Origin of the sequence: Enterococcus sp. HMSC072F02, from assembly GCF_001837725.1 — a bacterium.
Taxonomy (GTDB): Bacteria; Bacillota; Bacilli; order Lactobacillales; family Enterococcaceae; genus Enterococcus_B; species Enterococcus_B lactis.
Map to the genome: position 1 here is coordinate 167,402 of NZ_KV833976.1, position 15,709 is coordinate 183,110.

The window sequence follows — 15,709 nt, forward strand, 5'->3', positions numbered from 1 at the left end:
TTCAGTTTTTATTTTTTATTTTTTTCGACCCATCTCTCGACTGCCCATCGATGGCTGCCACGTTTCAATTTTTCAAGTGCTTCTTGGGGGCTGACCCACCAGATTTTATTGGTCTTTTCTGTGGGTTCTCCTATACGCTTCCAAGAATCAGCAGCAAAGAAATATCCTGGATTATAGTAATAAGTTGCACGATAATTCGAGTAAAAGTACTCATCTGCTTCTCCCAGATAGAAAGCAATTTCTGCCGCAATCCCCATTTCTTCTACTAGCTCACGAACGATTGCTTGTTCTTTCGTCTCATCTCCTTCAATTTCCCCGCCAGGAAGAAAAAAAGCACCATTTGGAGCCTCGATTACTGCAATCTGCTGATCTCTTTCTATGACGATATATGCTGCATAACGGGTTTGATAATCAGCAAATTGCTTTTTTTCACCAAAAATTGGTTTATCCATGAATAGTTTCCACCTTAACAGTTTTATTTTCTATCCATTTTACATGAGAAATTTCTCATGAACAAGCACAAATCAACTATTTCCTTACTTCTTTTTGTTATGATTAAATAAAAGGAAAGGGAGAGATGAATCTATGAAAATGGCTCACACATGTGTTCGAGTGAAAGATCTTGAAGCATCAATCGAATTTTATCAAAAGGCATTTGGTTTTGAAGAAAGCCGCCGCCGTGATTTTCCAGAAAACAAATTTACACTTGTTTATTTGACACTTCCTGGGGATGACTATGAATTGGAGTTGACTTATAACTACGATCATGGTGCCTATGATTTAGGAAATGGTTATGGTCATATCGCTATTGCAGCTGATGATTTAGAAAAATTACATGAACAGCATAAAGCTGCAGGTCTTGAAATTACTGACTTAAAAGGATTACCTGGCACTGCGCCTTCTTACTACTTTGTCATTGACCCTGATGGTTATAAAATCGAAGTCATCCGAGGCTAGTTAGTAGGGGCATTTTGCTCTTGATTGAACAAAAAACAAACGCCAATAATTAAAATGAGACGCAAACTTTCTTTAAATTGAAAAAGTTTGCGTCTTTTTTTAACAACTATTGTAGCTATAAGGCTGCCACTCTACACTTATTTATTTTTAGTTCATTTGAAAGAAATCAAATAAACGAGGTTCCCTTAGAAAACAAAACTGCTTTTCCTCCTATTATCACACGATCTTCTTTTAATTCACACTCTAGATACCCGCCCCTTGATGACATTTGGTAAGCTGACAATTTTGTTTTACTCATTCTTTTTGCCCAATAAGGAATAAGATTAGAATGTGCTGATCCACATACTGGATCTTCATTGATTGTTAATTTTGGAAAGAAGGTTCTAGAAACAAAGTCTTCTTGTACACTTTCTGCTGTCACGATGACCCCTATTCCTAAATCAAAATTTTTGATACTTGTGAAATCTGGCTGCAATTTAGCCACCGCTTTTTCATCTTCTAATACGAAAAATAAATCACGTGCTAAGTAGGCTTCTTTAATCTTAGCCCCTATCGCTTCTTCATATTCAGACAATATTGGTACTTTTTTTGGCATAATACTAGGAAAATCCATGCAATAATAATCTTCAATTCTTGTCACAAATAGATTACCGCTTTGAGTAGAAAATTTAATCGTTTCATCAAGTATTTTGTAATAGTTAAATAAAACAAATGCTGTTGCTAATGTCGCGTGACCACAAAGATCGATTTCTCGATCTGGCGTAAACCATCTAAGCTCAAATCCTTGATTTTTCTTCACTGTAAATGCTGTTTCAGATAAATTGTTTTCAATGGCAATTTTTTGCATCGTACCTTCTGGCAGCCATTCTTCTAGAACATACACTGCTGCTGGATTTCCTTTGAACACCTCATCTGCAAATGCATCAACTACGTAATAATCTAAGTTCATTTTAAAGATCCTCTCTCTAATTTGTTATAAATATATTCTGCACAGCAAAGATCTTCAACAGCTAGACCAACTGCGTCGAAAATCGTCGGACTCGATTCTCCTTTGTAAAATGTTTTTTTCCCAGAAACTAATTCGCCTAATGTACCAACAATACAAGATTCCTCTAAATCTCCTTCTGACATGGCTATAAGTAGGTCTCCGCTTTCTGTTAAGGCAGCTGAGTAATCATCTACATAGATTTGAGAAGTTTCCATCAATGGTGTACTTATCTCTCTTGTATTAGGAGTAAACGTGCCCACAGCATTGATATGTGCGTCTTCCCTTACCCACTCTTTTTGAAGAAATGCCTCTTTACTAGGGGTCAACGTACAAATGATTTCCGCTGAGCGTACTGCATCTTCTACTGATATTGCATTTATAAACGTCATTTTAGGATACTGATTTTTAGCATTAGCGATAAAAGCATTTCGTCTTTCTTCTAAAATATCGTAAACAAACACTGTAGTGATGCGACGAATGGTAGAAATCGCAGCCAAATGCGACAATGCTTGTTGACCAGCTCCAATTAAAGCAAGTGTTTCTGCATGCTGATCTGCTAAGTAATCTGTTGCTAGCGCAGATACAGCAGCTGTTCGAATCCAAGTGACTGCATTTGCGTTTATCAATGCTCTGGGTAGTCCGTTTTGAGCATCAAACAAGAAAATCTCTCCTAAATGAGAAGGTAAATGATACTGATGATTATCCGAGAAAGCGGTAATGACTTTTGTTCCAAAATATCTATTCTCTCCCAAATAGGCAGGCATCATCGCAAACACATTTTTGTCTTTTCCGTCCGGTAAAATTTCCACCAATCGAGGATTTTGGCTGATTTTACCACTTTCATAATCAAAGAAACATTTTTTCATTACTTGGATCGCTTCTTCAAAACTAAAAGAAGCTACTACTTCCTCAAAATTAATAATTTTCATAGACAATTCCCTCCTCACAAAAGATTAACTTCTAAAATCAATACAATCAATGGTAAAATTGTATGGTATACAATTTTAAGGAGTGGAGAAAATGCCTATTAATTCTTATGACAACTACCCGTTAACTTGGCGGCCAGACAAACAAAAATTGAAGCGTCCTTATTATCGATCGTTGATTCAACAATTAGAACAAGATATTTTAAAGAATAAATTACAGAAAAACACTCAGTTACCCTCCCAAAGAGAGCTAGCTGATTATTTAGATTTAAATTTTACTACCGTTGGCAAGGCTTATAAATACGGAATTGAGAAAGGTTTGCTGTATACGAATATTGGAAGTGGCACTTTTATTTCTCCCAATGTCTTTGAATCCATTACCATCTCTACCAATGAAGTAACCGAACATATCATTGATTTTGGTCTGGTTAGTTCTTTTGAAGAATGTAATAAATTCGTTGTCCCGTTTATTCAATCAACTGGTAATAACCCAAATCTTGTTGGTTTGCTTAATTACCAAGATCCCAAAGGCACAAATTTTCAATTGACTACTGCAGCAAATTGGTTAAAAACTCAAGGAGTCATTCCGTCTTTAGAATCTCTGTCTATTGTTTCCGGTGTTCAAAATGGATTGGCTATCACACTTTCTGCACTTTTCTCTCCAGGTGATAGAATAGCAACAGACCGATATACGTACGCTAATTTCATTGAATTGGCTCAATTATATCATTTAGAGATCGTTCCAATTGATTTTGACGAGCAAGGAATGCGACCTGATATATTGATTCAGGAATGTAGAAAAAAGAAGATCCATGGTGTCTTTCTTATGCCTTCTTGCAATAATCCTATAGGGTTTCAAATCTCTCACCAAAGACGAGAGCAATTAGCCGAAGTAATTGAAAAAGAAGGTCTATGGGTTATCGAAGATGATATCCATTCTTTTTTAACAACTTATTATCAACATAAGATTATTCCTCCTTTCCAAAAATTGTTACCTAACCAAACAATCTACTTAGCTGGAATGACAAAATTTATTTGTTCTGGATTGCGAGTTGCTTATCTTGTAGCTCCAGTACATGTCCAAAGCAAGATAGAACAAGCAATTTTTAATATAAATGTGAAAACTTCTGGATTAGATGTGGAGGTCATCACTCAAATCCTCCATTCAAATGAAGCAAATAGAATCTTAGAAACTAAATTAAATCTTACGAAAAGAGCTAATCAGCTTTTTGATTCTCTTTTCAAAGTAGAAAAACCAACGAATCGTGTTCCTTATTATCGAATTCTTCCAGTTGATCCTGAGATTGATCCTAAGAGGATTGAGAATGACTTTCTGTCTAACGGCATCCGACTCTATCATTCCCGACGCTTTACTACGCGAGCACAACCGGATGCATACGTTCGTATTTCCCTATCTTCAAACAACCTTGAGATTTTAGCTTCTGGACTAAGTATCGTAAAAGAAAAAATAAAAAAATATGAATTATAATCTATTGATAAATAAAGGAATCATAGCTGATTGATTCCTTTCGATAAAAAAGAGGCACTACCCGAAGTTCAACAACGGATAGTGCCTCAAAAAGCAAATGAACATTTTGCACTTAAAGTAACCAAACAGCAAAAAAATTTGTCTTATATTTTATTTTCTTATTTTGCTAGATCACTAGATTTCTGTCAGAAGATGAAATTATCCAATCATGACACTTTCTTCTGGATATTTGTATTTTGATTGAGTTCTTTGTGCTTTTGTCATCAGAGAGAAGACCACAGTCAATACCCCAACTCGTCCAATGTACATAAGCGCTATAATAATCAATTTCCCTATTGCAGTCAAGTCTGGCGTCAATCCCATCGTAAGTCCTACTGTTCCAAATGCAGAGAAGACCTCAAAAGCAATATATTCGATGCCAGAAGTTTTAGGTATCGTTTCAGTCACTGATAAAATCATGATGGCGACTACACACAGTGTCAACGTGATAAAAAACAACGTGAGTGCTCGCAACACTGCGCCTTGACGGATTGTACGGCCAAATGCTTCCGCTCTCGTACGTCCTTTCAACATCGAACGCATCTGGATCAGCAACACACCTAACGTAGTTGTTTTCAATCCGCCGGCAGTCGACCCAGATGTTCCGCCAATGTACATCAAAAACATCGTTAAGATCAGACCGGCATGACTCATATGGAGATAATCAACTGAATAATATCCAGCCGTTCTAGGTGTTACACTCATAAAAAAAGTATTTGCCAATCGTTGAAACATATTCCCTTCCACTAATGTTGCCCCATTGTGTTCTGTGAAAAAGAACACAACGAAACCGCCTAATAAAAGGGTACCTGTAACGGTTAATGCGATTTTTGAATGAATCGTCATCTTCTTTTTCTGATGATATTCTAATAAGTCACGCCAAACGATAAAGCCTAATCCGCCAGAAATAATCAAAGCAGATACCACCATGATCAAATAAACATTTTGCTGGTGATTGGCTAAACTGTCTCCTAACAAATCAAACCCTGCATTACAAAAACTAGAGATTGCGTGGAACAAACTGTACCAGATCCCTTTCAACCAGCCAAATTCAGGCACGAATACAAAAGATAAAGCAATCGTACCAATCAATTGGATCACAAAGGCCAATTTCAGGATGTAAAGCATGAGCTTCATCACACCTGATACTTCTTCTAGATTTAGCGCTTCTTTTAATATGATACGTGTGCTGAGACTGACTTTTTTCTTTATCAATGCAAAGCATAGAATCGGAACCATCATAAAACCAAGACCGCCAATCTCAATCAAAAGCATGATCAAAAACTGACCAGCACTGTTCCAATGTTCTGCTGTATTCAATGTCGTCAATCCCGTCACGCAGACGGCAGAAGTTGCAGTGAAAAGCGCATCGATAAAATTTGTCCCATGCCCACTATTACTAAAAAATGGCAGGGTAAGTAGACCACCGCCAACTAAAATCAGGAGAAAAAATCCTAATGCGAGAAGCTGAACGGCCGGCAAGCGTTTCTTTATTTGTTTGTTTTGTTTAATCATCGTTTTCCTCTTTTAAAAAAGGATACCACTTAGTCAGTGGTACCCATATTTTTTACTTTGATCAACCTTGTTACTTCTGCGCGCTCGTTTTCTTCTAGCTTCATACGAATATAATAGATTGTTTCTTCTAATTGAGGGATCGTCATATATTCTAATGCATTGACTCGCCGACGTGTCTTTTCGATCTCACTTGCCATTAGCTGACAAGTTTTTTCGATTTCTGTCAGTTCCAAAAGTTTTGGAAGCAAGGTAGTAAACCGATCGATTGACCGATCCAGTTCGGCACTGGAATTCAAATACCCGTATTCCAAAGGGGTGTCTGTCAGCTGTTCATCATATTCAAAATTCATCACAGGTACTTTTACACTCATGATATTTTTGTCTACGATAGATAAATCAACGTTTTCCGCCGGCAAAGCAAACAATTCTTCGATGAAAGGTTCCGTGATTGAAGCATTTGCCAATACAAAATCAGACATTGCTTCTGTCATGGACTCTTCCATTTCTTGACGCAGTTGGTTGTTCTTTCGAATCAACAGAATGAATTGACGCATCAGTTCATCTTGCTTATCTTTTAATAATTTATGCCCTCTTGTGGCAGTTGTCAACTGTTTTTTCAATCGGGTCAATTCCATGCGGGTCGGATTCACATTCAATCGTGCCATCAGAACTCACTTCCCTTCTGGCAGATATTTGTCCAGCATGTCGTCTTTGATTCGTTTTAATTCGGTTCTTGGCAACATCGATAGCAGTTCCCACCCTAGATCAAGTGTTTCAGTAATCGAACGGTTCGTGTAGAATCCTTGATTGACATATTCTTTTTCAAACCGCTCAGCAAACTTCGCATAGATCTTGTCTACATCAGATAAAGCAGATTCTCCTAAAACTACGGCTAATTCTTTTGCCTGTTTTCCTTGTGCATAGGCTGCAAAAAGCTGATTCATCGTAGCCGCATGGTCTTCTCTTGTCTTTCCGGGTCCAGTTCCTTTATCTTTTAACCGCGAAAGAGACGGAAGTACATCAATTGGTGGTTGTATCCCACTCTTATAAAGCTCTCTAGTCAAGATGATCTGGCCTTCTGTAATATAACCGGTCAAGTCAGGGATCGGATGTGTCTTATCGTCTTCTGGCATTGTTAAAATCGGAATTTGAGTAACTGATCCTTTTAGTCCGCGGATCCTTCCTGCTCGTTCGAACAAAGTAGCTAAGTTCGTGTAAAGATACCCAGGATAGCCTCTTCTTCCTGGAACTTCTCGCCGTGCTGCAGAAATCTCTCGCAATGCCTCTGCATAGTTGGTCATGTCTGTCATGATAACCAATACATGCATTCCTTTTTCATAAGCAAGATATTCTGCAGCAGTCAAAGCCATACGAGGAGTAGCAATACGTTCGATTGCAGGGTCGTTTGCTAAATTCATGAACATGACAGAACGGTCGATTGCACCAGTTTGTCGAAAATCTTCCATGAAAAATTCTGCTTCTTCAAAAGTGATTCCAATAGCAGCAAAGACTACGGCGAAATCATCTGATGAATCAAGTACCGTTGCTTGTCGCGCAATCTGAGCAGCTAATTCTTTGTGAGGAAGACCAGAACCAGAAAATACTGGTAATTTTTGTCCACGAACTAATGTGTTCAAATGATCGATTGCAGAGATACCTGTTTGGATAAACTCATCTGGGTAATCCCGAGCTACTGGATTGATTACTTCTCCGTTAATATCCAAATACTTTTCAGGCAGGATTTCTGGTCCATTATCTTTTGGACGTCCCAAGCCATCGAATACTCGACCGATCATGTCTTCCGATACACCTAGTTCTAAAGGATGTCCTAAAAATCGTACAGAAGAGTCACGTAAATTGATCCCACTTGTTCCTTCAAATATTTGGACCATTGCTTTATCTTCTTGGACTTCCAATACTTGTCCACGACGAATCTCGCCATTTTGCATACGGACTTCGATTAATTCTTCATATTTGACACCAGCAACTTTTTCAACCGCCATCAATGGACCGACGACTTCACCGATCGTACGATATTCTTTAATCATTGCTCATGCCTCCTTCTGAAACGATTGTTTGCATCGTTTGTTTGATTTCACCGATAATTTGATCTAGTTTTTCTAATTCTGTTTCCGGGATATATTTGCTTCGTCCGATCCTTTCACGAATCGACACGGTACCGTCCATGATCTCACTTAAATAAGCACCTAACGACAACGCACGGCGTCCTTCTTCACCAAAGGTCAAGATCATCTTCAACATTTTGAATTGTTTCTCTCTTGAAGTGAATGTATCAACATCATCAAAAGCATTTTGCTGCAAATAATCTTCACGAATGGATTTTGCCACTTCTAATGTCAGACGGTCATTATCTGAAAGGGAATCAATCCCTACCAAACGCACGATTTCATTCAGCTGCTGTTCTTCCTGCAAAATACGCATGCCCTCAGTGACCATGGATGCCCAGTCAGCTTGAAGGATATGATCCATGTACTTCCCTACTTCTGTTGAATAAAGAGAATAACTTTGGATCCAATCGATTGAAGGAAAATGTCTTTTTTGGGCTAAAGTCGAATCAAGTCCCCAGAATACTTTTACGACCCGCAATGTATTTTGTGTGACTGGTTCCGAAATATCCCCTCCAGAAGGCGATACAGCACTGATTGCGGTTATACTTCCTTCGCGACCTTCTGATCCTAAAGCAATGACTCTTCCAGATCGTTCATAGTATTCCGCAAGACGGGAACCAAGATAAGCTGGATAACCTTCATCACCAGGCATTTCTTCCAAACGTCCGCTCATCTCACGAAGTGCTTCTGCCCATCGTGAAGTGGAGTCAGCCATGATAGCAACGTCATAACCCATGTCACGGAAATATTCCGCAATCGTGATTCCCGTATAGATAGAAGCTTCTCGAGCCGCTACCGGCATGTTAGATGTATTGGCAATCAATACCGTACGTTCCATCAATGATTCTCCTGTATTAGGGTCAATCAATTCAGGAAATTCATTTAAAACATCCGTCATCTCATTTCCACGTTCACCGCATCCCACATAAACGACCATGTCCACATCGGCCCATTTTGCGATTTGATGCTGAACGACTGTTTTTCCTGCACCAAATGGACCAGGAACAGCTGCTGCTCCCCCCTTTGTCACTGGGAAGAACGTATCGATCACTCGCTGTCCGGTGATCATCGGTGCATCAGGGTTTAATTTTTCTTTGATTGGCCGACTACGTCTGACTGGCCATTTTTGGAGCATCGTCAAGTTTTTGTCACCATTTTCAGTTTCAACGACACATACGGTTTCATCAATAGTGAACGATCCTTTTTCGATTGTTTTGATCGTACCTTTTATCCCATTTGGCACCATGATTTTGTGTTTGATAACTTTTGTTTCTTCTACGATTCCAATCACATCGCCAGCACTAACCGTTTCTCCGGCTTCTAATGTGGGTTCGAACCACCATTTTTTCTCATGATCCAATGCAGGCAATTGGACTCCCCGTCCTAAGAAATTACTTTGTGTGATTTCCATAAAGGTATCTAATGGCCGTTGGATTCCGTCAAACATTTGTGAAATGATCCCTGGTCCTAATTCAACAGATAAAGCTTCACCAGTAGAACGAACCGGTTCGCCTGGACCAATTCCTGAGGTCTCTTCATATACTTGAATAGACGCCACATCGCCACGCATCTCGATAATTTCTCCGATAACTCCTAGATCTCCCACTAAACACATGTCCTGGATACTGGCATCAGACATGTTCTCAGCCATTACAAGAGGTCCGGAGACTTTTATGATTTTTCCAATTTGCAAAATTTCTATCTCCTTTTCATACTATAAGATATTTTGACCTACTGCTTTTTCTACGTTTTTTTGAATTTCTTCCAGCCCAATCCCTAATGATCCTTGATGGTTGGGAATCAATACGATAGCAGGTATCATTTGTTCTTTGTAACGTTCGATCGTTTCTGGGCTCAGTGCTGCACATTGCTCCGTGACATAAATCACGCCATACTCATTCTTTGCCATTTCTTCAATTGCCTGACGAACGGTCTGCTTGGTTGTACCATAACGAACATCAAAGCCAAACAATTTGAATGGCAAAACAGAATCTTTGTCGCCAACTACACCGATCTTATACGTCATAGACTTGTCTCACCCGCTTTCTGATTGTTTCTGGTTCAAAATGGCTTCTTTTGCCGATAACCAGTAAACGAAGGTTTTTACTTTCTACCTCTTTTGCGTTCAAAAAGGCTAGTAGTGGCAGTGGTCCGAAAGCCTGGGTTTGTGCTTCTTGATACAATGAACTTAGATAATCATCTTTCAACTGTTCAAGCTTTACGAGATCAAGATTTCCCTCACGGATGACAGGACGCAGAAACTCAGCATAATCTGTCTCTAATAGAAAGTTCGTGTAAGCTTCCATATCTTTATCTACAAAGTTCAAAAATACTTCTTTTTCGATACTTCCCGAACTGGAAAGCACCGTCGTCATGAACCCATATGTTCTTTTCTGCAATATTCCTCGAGCCATCGTTGTGATATTGGTCAAGTCAATAAAAGCAATGACTTCTTTCAGCAATTCTTGATATCCTAGCTTATCGGCAAGCCGTCGCTGCTCTGTCAAAAACTGCCGATCATAGATCACATCGATTCCCTGAAGAATGGTAGACTCTTCAAAATAATCGCGGACTTCTCGTATACTATCCATAATACTTTCAGGGAGTTCATTTGAAACTTGCGTATGAATGGCATCCTTCAAGGTTTCTAATGAATAAAATCCATCGTCGATATACAAATGGTCCAGATTTTGATTTGTCATCTCGGCTTTTGTCAAAACCTTCAGATTATGGAAAGTATAACGCATCGTATAGATCCAAACGATTTCAGGCTCCGGTGCTGATTCCTTTAACCAGCGAAATAGACGGCTCTGCTCCTTTAAAAGATTCTGTTCAAAGTCATATTCATACCCGTCATAGATATATGGACTGTAAATCGTGGATTTCAATATCTCACCAAGTGCTTCGACAGAATTGGTTTGAATCATCCGTTCAAATGTCTCATTGGACAAAAGTTCAAGCTCTCTTCCGCGAATCAAGGGATTTAGTTCGTGGTATTCCATACACTGATCCCTCCTTATTCGAATAATTGATTGGCAATCTCAAAACTCATCGTTCCTTGGATATCTTGTACAAGGCTGCTGAAAAGAAAGTTATACTGAACTCCTTGATCGTTTATCAGAAAACCAGCTTGACCAGCAACAGATTCATCGCTTAAAACCATCGTAAAGGGAAGTTCATTGTTCCATTCATCCAGCAATGTCTGAGAAAGATAAGCTGCTGATTTTTCTCCAGCAATGAATGTTACTTTGCCTGTCAAAGGTAATGAATACAATGAATTTTTGATAAACTGGATTTGTTCAGATTCATCCCAATTCTCCATTTCAGCTATTGCATCTGCAAACAATCGTCGTAAAAATTCCTGCTTCGCGTTCAAATTTTCTTGTCGTACTTCTACTTGTTGGCGATTCCTAAGCTGACGGTATTTTTTTTCAAGTAATTCGATTTGTTTTTCTTTTTGTTTTTGATGTTCTGTTTCGATTTGCGTACGTTTTTGTTCAAAGTTTTGATCGATCTTCATTCGCTCTTCTTGCTCTAACGCCGCTCTTTCTTGCTCTGCTGCTTCATTCATCTGAGAGATGATTTTTTCAATGGCGTTCATCTGCTTTTCCTCCTTTATGCTTAGGCATTCAATACTAATAGGAAGGAAATAACGAAACCTAAAATCGCATATGTTTCAACCATCGCAGCAAAAATGATTCCTTTTGTAGCATGTTCAGGTTTTTTCGCTAAAATTTGGATACCTGCTGCTGCAACTTTCCCTTGGGCAATACCTGAAAACAAGCCTGTAAAAGCAATCGGCAGAGAAGCGCCTAAAAAGTTCAAACCTTGTACAACTGACATATCATTTCCTAAGTTGATAAAAATCAAAAAGGCGATAACGAATCCATACAACCCTTGCGTACCTGGAAGCAATTGCAGAATCAGAGCCTGTCCGAATTTTTCGGGTTGACTTGTTGTTAACGCTGCTGCTGCCTCACCTGTCATTCCAACACCTTTAGCTGAACCGATCCCTGAAAAAATCGTCGCTGTTGCCATCGCTAATACTGCAAATACCATTCCACCATTTTGACTAATTAAGTAATCCATCATTGTATAAAAATCCTCCAATTATTTATTGTTTTTTTTCTTATGATTGATGTTGACGTATTTTTCCGCCGTTTTCAGCGGGTCAAAGGCACGTCCGCCTCCTGTATAAAATTTTCCAAAAAATTCGACATACTGCAATCGTGCACCATGGACATAGGCACTCAACAGTGTCAAAAACATATTCAGTGCGTGTAAAGCGATGATCAAAAGGATCCCTACACTGAATCGAGCGGCTGGCGGCATGAAAGTAACCAGCATATTGAATGCCGCGCCAATACTTCCGCCTGAAATACCTAATGCCATCAAACGTGTATAACTGACTAAATCACCGATATAACCCGTCAATCCGTAAAGATTATACGCTCCTTTGGCAGCACCCTTGACTTTAGACGGCGATTGGATAATCGGCACGATTAAGATACATAAAGCAGCAATGATCGATAGCCCCGCGCCAAGATAAACAAATGCTGTATTTTTTATCAACATGGCACCAATCAATGCAATAACGATCCCAATCAGGATCCCTTGCCAGGCAAATCCATCACTGACAGCACTCAAGTAATCTTTTCTCCTGATATTTTCCTTTGCTGCCACAAATAATCCAACCAAGATCTGTATCAGACCGAAAATCACGGATAAAATCAAAATCGTATTGACGTCATCCGTTGTAGATAGGATTGGGAAAGGCAAGCGGATGCCAAATAGTTCTTTTGGTAATGCCTGTCCGAAAAATGAACTGTAGATCAATCCCCAGATGATCGATGGTACCGAGAGAATCTCAAAGAATTTTACGAAACGTTTCATCCCACGTGGTAAAACAAGTAGTTTTTGAGCTAGTATTGTCCCAATGAGCATCAGCAATCCGTAACCAACATCTGCGACCATCATCCCGAAGAAGACAAGATAAAATGGTGTCATCCAAGGCGTTGGATCTACTTCTTCATATTTTGGCAGACTGTACATTTCAGTCAGCAATTCAAAAGGTTCGATAAGCGGATGGTTTTTCAATTTAGTAGGGACTTCCTGCTGAATCTCTTCTGAGTTTGGTGTTTCGAAACTAATATATATATCTTCTTCTGATACAGTTTCGGTTAACACATGCATCAAATTCTGTTTTTCTTCTGCATCTACCCAACCTTGCAAAACGATCAGATAAGTCGCATGGATAAACCGTTCTTTTACTTTTTCTCGTTCTGCAACGGCAAGTGTGACTTCTTCTACCCATTCAAATTCTTGGATATAGCCGCTGCACTGACCTAACGCTGTCGTTATCTTCTTTTGGTGCTCGTGAACAACGGACAATTGCTGTTTGGTTTCTTGCAGTTTTTCTTTAGGATTTTGTTCATAAGGATACGTTTCTTTATTGAACCCGTATTTCCCAGCAATTTCTTCTATAGCAGCAGCTGATTTTTTTAAAGCAACATACGAAAGATAAACTTGTTTTGGCGTATAATCTATTTCTTCCATATAAACGTCATCAAGCTTACTTAGTTCTTCCTTGAAACTTTCAAAATTTGCTGCACTCACAGTCCCCATCTCAAAAATGGTCGTCTTACTTGCATACATACTTGGAGCAATATCCAGCTGTTGCCAATGAAGAAGCCATTCTTCCTCTCCTTCTAAACGATCACGTTTTTCAGTTAGCTGTTCCCACTTTTCTTTTAAATCAAGGACTTCTTCTAATTTATTCATGAAATTTTCTTCGGAATAATTTGCTTCCAAGTCTTGTAAGGAAAGTTCTTGACGTTTCAAATGGAGTTTCTTTTGACGGCTATCGCCGTGGTGTTGTATGAATTGGATAGCTTCTTGGATGTCTTTCAGCCGATTGCCTAAAGCGCTTAATTTTGCTTCTTTATCAATAATCGTGGTATCTGGAAAATATTTTTCTACCCACTGGTTGTTTGTTCTATTTTGATACAGATCCCGGATTTCAACATTTTGGATTCCTTGTACTGCTTGTAAAATCCTCTCCTGATTTCTTTTATCTGAAATGAGGGTCACTTTTTCCATCTTAGTGACGGCCATAAGTTTCTTTCACCCTTTCAATGATTGCACCGATTGCTTGACTCTGATGCTTTTGATATTGGTCTTTCAAAGTTGCTTGCACCTTGTCTGCTTCTGCTTTCAATTTCATTTTTTCTTTTTCTAATTCTTGCTTTTCGAATTGTTCTTTTTCTTCTACCAACTGTTTCAGCTGTTGCCGACTGTTCGTTTGGATTATCTCCAATTCTTGCTCTTTTTCTTCTGCATAGGTCTTCAACTGCTGCCGTAGGGTTCGAGCACGCTTCTCATTTTCTTCTTCTGCTTTTCGGATTTGTTCCAAAGCTTCTAACACTTGCTTCACTTCCTTTCGATTTAAAAAAGAGGTACATGCTTTCTTTTTTCATTGAAAGTATGTACCTCTAAAGATAACTTAGTATAGGCAGGCCCCTTCAATAAAATGTCCTTCTCACCCCTTGAAGAACTAGATCCTTGAAGCTTACGCCCAACCTTTTTATTTCTGCTTACTTTTTATTATAACAAATTAAGCAATATTTTCAACTATCGTCATGAATTTCACACGAAAATTCTCTTTACAGATAGTAACACAGCAAGAACAGATAAGTATAGGGGCAAGTCTTACATAGTTTAAATTTTTTTAAATCCTTGTTACAATTAGTCTACTTTAGGGGGAATAAAAATGAAACCAATCATCGGCATTGCCGGGAATCAACTGATTCGAGCGACAGATACTTTCCAAGGAAATCAAGTAAGCTATACACCGCAGGGATTTGTGGATGCAGTTTTAGATGCTCAAGGATTACCTCTTATTCTGCCAGTCATGTATCCAGATTCAGCGCCTCAACTAATTGAGAAAATCGACAAATTCATTCTTGCAGGCGGTCAGGATGTTAGTCCGCAACTTTACATGGAAGACCCTCATCCCAAACTGACGGAAACAAATATTCAACGAGACCAATTCGAACAGGCATTGATCTTGGAAGCATTGAAACAAAGAAAACCGATTTTTGCAGTCTGCCGAGGACTTCAACTATTGAATGTCGTGTTGGAGGGAACACTTTATCAAGATCTTTCATTATATCCAAAATGGTCTGTAAAACACGAACAACAGCCCACTGCCCCGCAGTTTGCAACTCACGAAGTCAAAATCGTTTCGGACAGTTTATTAAGTGACCTTCTCCCTGATTCATACTTTGTGAATTCCTATCATCATCAGGCAGTCAAAGATCTTTCTCCTTTGTTAAAAGCCATCGCCTTTTCCAACGATGGACTCATTGAAGCAGTCCAAAGTAAAGATAATATGCACAAAATCCTTGGTGTCCAATGGCATCCGAAACTTTCTCATCGTGTAAATTCATCTGAACAGCGTTTATTCGATTTCTTTGTGAATGAATTTTAATCGTTTTTCTGAGGAAGTTGTGAAAAAGCTGTTTAGTTTCGAGTATTAAGAAAAATTTTGTGAAAATGGCTTTCAACATTTTTACATAAATTTGGCTTAATGTAATAAGAATAGCCAAGTAAAAACAGCTCCTTATGTTTTTAAATTGGTTGGACTTATTACCGCAGATGCAAGCTT

The 15,709-nt window shown here is 38.8% G+C and carries 16 protein-coding genes and 1 other annotated feature; of the genes, 3 read left to right on the forward strand and 13 right to left on the reverse strand.

The genetic code is table 11. The features are described 5' to 3' along the window. Positions 1 to 8: 8 nt before the first annotated feature. Positions 9 to 452: an NUDIX hydrolase gene (locus HMPREF2731_RS13110; protein WP_002314659.1), complete on the reverse strand. Its 444-nt coding sequence runs from the start codon at positions 450 to 452 to the stop codon at positions 9 to 11. 133 nt (positions 453 to 585) lie between these two features. Between HMPREF2731_RS13110 and HMPREF2731_RS13115 the strand changes: the two genes are divergently transcribed. Beyond that, on the forward strand, positions 586 to 957 hold the full coding sequence (locus HMPREF2731_RS13115; protein WP_002308538.1) for a lactoylglutathione lyase: 372 nt from the start codon (positions 586 to 588) through the stop codon (positions 955 to 957). 166 nt (positions 958 to 1,123) lie between these two features. Here HMPREF2731_RS13115 and HMPREF2731_RS13120 read toward each other — a convergent pair whose 3' ends face one another. Both HMPREF2731_RS13120 and HMPREF2731_RS13125 read right to left on the reverse strand, forming a co-directional pair. Beyond that, positions 1,124 to 1,906 carry a PhzF family phenazine biosynthesis protein gene (locus HMPREF2731_RS13120; protein ID WP_002292837.1) on the reverse strand — a complete coding sequence of 261 codons (783 nt, stop codon included), beginning with the start codon at positions 1,904 to 1,906 and terminating at the stop codon, positions 1,124 to 1,126. Continuing rightward, positions 1,903 to 2,874 (reverse strand): ornithine cyclodeaminase family protein, encoded by a 972-nt coding sequence (locus HMPREF2731_RS13125; RefSeq protein WP_002314658.1) that lies wholly within the window; start codon positions 2,872 to 2,874, stop codon positions 1,903 to 1,905. The genes HMPREF2731_RS13120 and HMPREF2731_RS13125 overlap by 4 nt, the downstream gene beginning before the upstream one ends. A 91-nt stretch (positions 2,875 to 2,965) precedes the next feature. Here HMPREF2731_RS13125 and HMPREF2731_RS13130 point away from each other — a divergent pair, with 91 nt between their 5' ends. Continuing rightward, positions 2,966 to 4,360, forward strand: a complete 1,395-nt coding sequence (locus HMPREF2731_RS13130) for an aminotransferase-like domain-containing protein (protein ID WP_002334871.1) — start codon at positions 2,966 to 2,968, stop codon at positions 4,358 to 4,360. A gap of 198 nt (positions 4,361 to 4,558) precedes the next feature. On the opposite strand, the gene HMPREF2731_RS13140 is transcribed toward HMPREF2731_RS13130, so the two are convergent. From HMPREF2731_RS13140 to HMPREF2731_RS13185, 10 genes are read right to left on the reverse strand one after another with little or no spacing between them, the layout of a single operon-like run. Then, on the reverse strand, positions 4,559 to 5,914 hold the full coding sequence (locus HMPREF2731_RS13140; RefSeq protein ID WP_002334872.1) for a TrkH family potassium uptake protein: 1,356 nt from the start codon (positions 5,912 to 5,914) through the stop codon (positions 4,559 to 4,561). Between the two features lie 29 nt (positions 5,915 to 5,943). Beyond that, on the reverse strand, positions 5,944 to 6,579 hold the full coding sequence (locus HMPREF2731_RS13145) for a V-type ATP synthase subunit D (protein ID WP_002292841.1): 636 nt from the start codon (positions 6,577 to 6,579) through the stop codon (positions 5,944 to 5,946). A gap of 6 nt (positions 6,580 to 6,585) precedes the next feature. Continuing rightward, the gene (locus HMPREF2731_RS13150; protein WP_002313473.1) at positions 6,586 to 7,962 is read right to left on the reverse strand and encodes a V-type ATP synthase subunit B; all 1,377 of its coding nucleotides are present in this window, start codon (positions 7,960 to 7,962) and stop codon (positions 6,586 to 6,588) included. After that, positions 7,955 to 9,736 carry a V-type ATP synthase subunit A gene (locus HMPREF2731_RS13155; protein ID WP_002292843.1) on the reverse strand — a complete coding sequence of 594 codons (1,782 nt, stop codon included), beginning with the start codon at positions 9,734 to 9,736 and terminating at the stop codon, positions 7,955 to 7,957. The genes HMPREF2731_RS13150 and HMPREF2731_RS13155 overlap by 8 nt, the downstream gene beginning before the upstream one ends. Positions 9,737 to 9,757: 21 nt before the next feature. Continuing rightward, entirely contained in the window at positions 9,758 to 10,069 is a 312-nt protein-coding gene (locus HMPREF2731_RS13160; protein ID WP_070704765.1) for a V-type ATP synthase subunit F, read from the reverse strand. Further along, complete coding sequence (locus HMPREF2731_RS13165; protein ID WP_070704768.1) at positions 10,059 to 11,045, reverse strand: V-type ATPase subunit; 987 nt, start codon at positions 11,043 to 11,045, stop codon at positions 10,059 to 10,061. The genes HMPREF2731_RS13160 and HMPREF2731_RS13165 overlap by 11 nt, the downstream gene beginning before the upstream one ends. Positions 11,046 to 11,059: 14 nt before the next feature. Then, entirely contained in the window at positions 11,060 to 11,644 is a 585-nt protein-coding gene (locus HMPREF2731_RS13170) for a V-type ATP synthase subunit E (protein ID WP_002308528.1), read from the reverse strand. 20 nt (positions 11,645 to 11,664) lie between these two features. Further along, on the reverse strand, positions 11,665 to 12,135 hold the full coding sequence (locus HMPREF2731_RS13175) for a V-type ATP synthase subunit K (RefSeq protein ID WP_002292848.1): 471 nt from the start codon (positions 12,133 to 12,135) through the stop codon (positions 11,665 to 11,667). An 18-nt stretch (positions 12,136 to 12,153) separates the two neighbouring features. Next, positions 12,154 to 14,157 (reverse strand): V-type ATP synthase subunit I, encoded by a 2,004-nt coding sequence (locus tag HMPREF2731_RS13180; protein ID WP_070873139.1) that lies wholly within the window; start codon positions 14,155 to 14,157, stop codon positions 12,154 to 12,156. Then, on the reverse strand, positions 14,144 to 14,476 hold the full coding sequence (locus HMPREF2731_RS13185) for a hypothetical protein (RefSeq protein ID WP_002320976.1): 333 nt from the start codon (positions 14,474 to 14,476) through the stop codon (positions 14,144 to 14,146). Before HMPREF2731_RS13185 ends, HMPREF2731_RS13180 begins: the two co-directional genes overlap by 14 nt. 99 nt (positions 14,477 to 14,575) lie before the next feature. Further along, positions 14,576 to 14,623, reverse strand: a sequence feature (sodium ion sensor (DUF1646 type); this cis-regulatory element may regulate processes involved in with the transportation of sodium ions). A gap of 189 nt (positions 14,624 to 14,812) precedes the next feature. Between HMPREF2731_RS13185 and HMPREF2731_RS13190 the strand changes: the two genes are divergently transcribed. Beyond that, a complete protein-coding gene (locus HMPREF2731_RS13190) occupies positions 14,813 to 15,532 on the forward strand; it encodes a gamma-glutamyl-gamma-aminobutyrate hydrolase family protein (RefSeq protein WP_070873141.1) in 720 nt (239 codons plus the stop codon). Positions 15,533 to 15,709 lie beyond the last annotated feature (177 nt).

Excerpts from the sequence above, each read along its gene's own strand:
- HMPREF2731_RS13175 (WP_002292848.1), bottom strand. The coding sequence starts at position 12,135 with ATGATGGATTACTTAATTAGTCAAAATGGTGGAATGGTATTTGCAGTA.
- HMPREF2731_RS13115 (WP_002308538.1), top strand. The coding sequence starts at position 586 with ATGAAAATGGCTCACACATGTGTTCGAGTGAAAGATCTTGAAGCATCA.
- HMPREF2731_RS13190 (WP_070873141.1), top strand. The coding sequence starts at position 14,813 with ATGAAACCAATCATCGGCATTGCCGGGAATCAACTGATTCGAGCGACA.
- HMPREF2731_RS13140 (WP_002334872.1), bottom strand. The coding sequence starts at position 5,914 with ATGATTAAACAAAACAAACAAATAAAGAAACGCTTGCCGGCCGTTCAG.
- HMPREF2731_RS13125 (WP_002314658.1), bottom strand. The coding sequence starts at position 2,874 with ATGAAAATTATTAATTTTGAGGAAGTAGTAGCTTCTTTTAGTTTTGAA.
- HMPREF2731_RS13170 (WP_002308528.1), bottom strand. The coding sequence starts at position 11,644 with ATGAACGCCATTGAAAAAATCATCTCTCAGATGAATGAAGCAGCAGAG.
- HMPREF2731_RS13180 (WP_070873139.1), bottom strand. The coding sequence starts at position 14,157 with ATGGCCGTCACTAAGATGGAAAAAGTGACCCTCATTTCAGATAAAAGA.
- HMPREF2731_RS13150 (WP_002313473.1), bottom strand. The coding sequence starts at position 7,962 with ATGATTAAAGAATATCGTACGATCGGTGAAGTCGTCGGTCCATTGATG.
- HMPREF2731_RS13160 (WP_070704765.1), bottom strand. The coding sequence starts at position 10,069 with ATGACGTATAAGATCGGTGTAGTTGGCGACAAAGATTCTGTTTTGCCA.
- HMPREF2731_RS13120 (WP_002292837.1), bottom strand. The coding sequence starts at position 1,906 with ATGAACTTAGATTATTACGTAGTTGATGCATTTGCAGATGAGGTGTTC.
- HMPREF2731_RS13110 (WP_002314659.1), bottom strand. The coding sequence starts at position 452 with ATGGATAAACCAATTTTTGGTGAAAAAAAGCAATTTGCTGATTATCAA.
- HMPREF2731_RS13145 (WP_002292841.1), bottom strand. The coding sequence starts at position 6,579 with ATGGCACGATTGAATGTGAATCCGACCCGCATGGAATTGACCCGATTG.
- HMPREF2731_RS13130 (WP_002334871.1), top strand. The coding sequence starts at position 2,966 with ATGCCTATTAATTCTTATGACAACTACCCGTTAACTTGGCGGCCAGAC.
- HMPREF2731_RS13165 (WP_070704768.1), bottom strand. The coding sequence starts at position 11,045 with ATGGAATACCACGAACTAAATCCCTTGATTCGCGGAAGAGAGCTTGAA.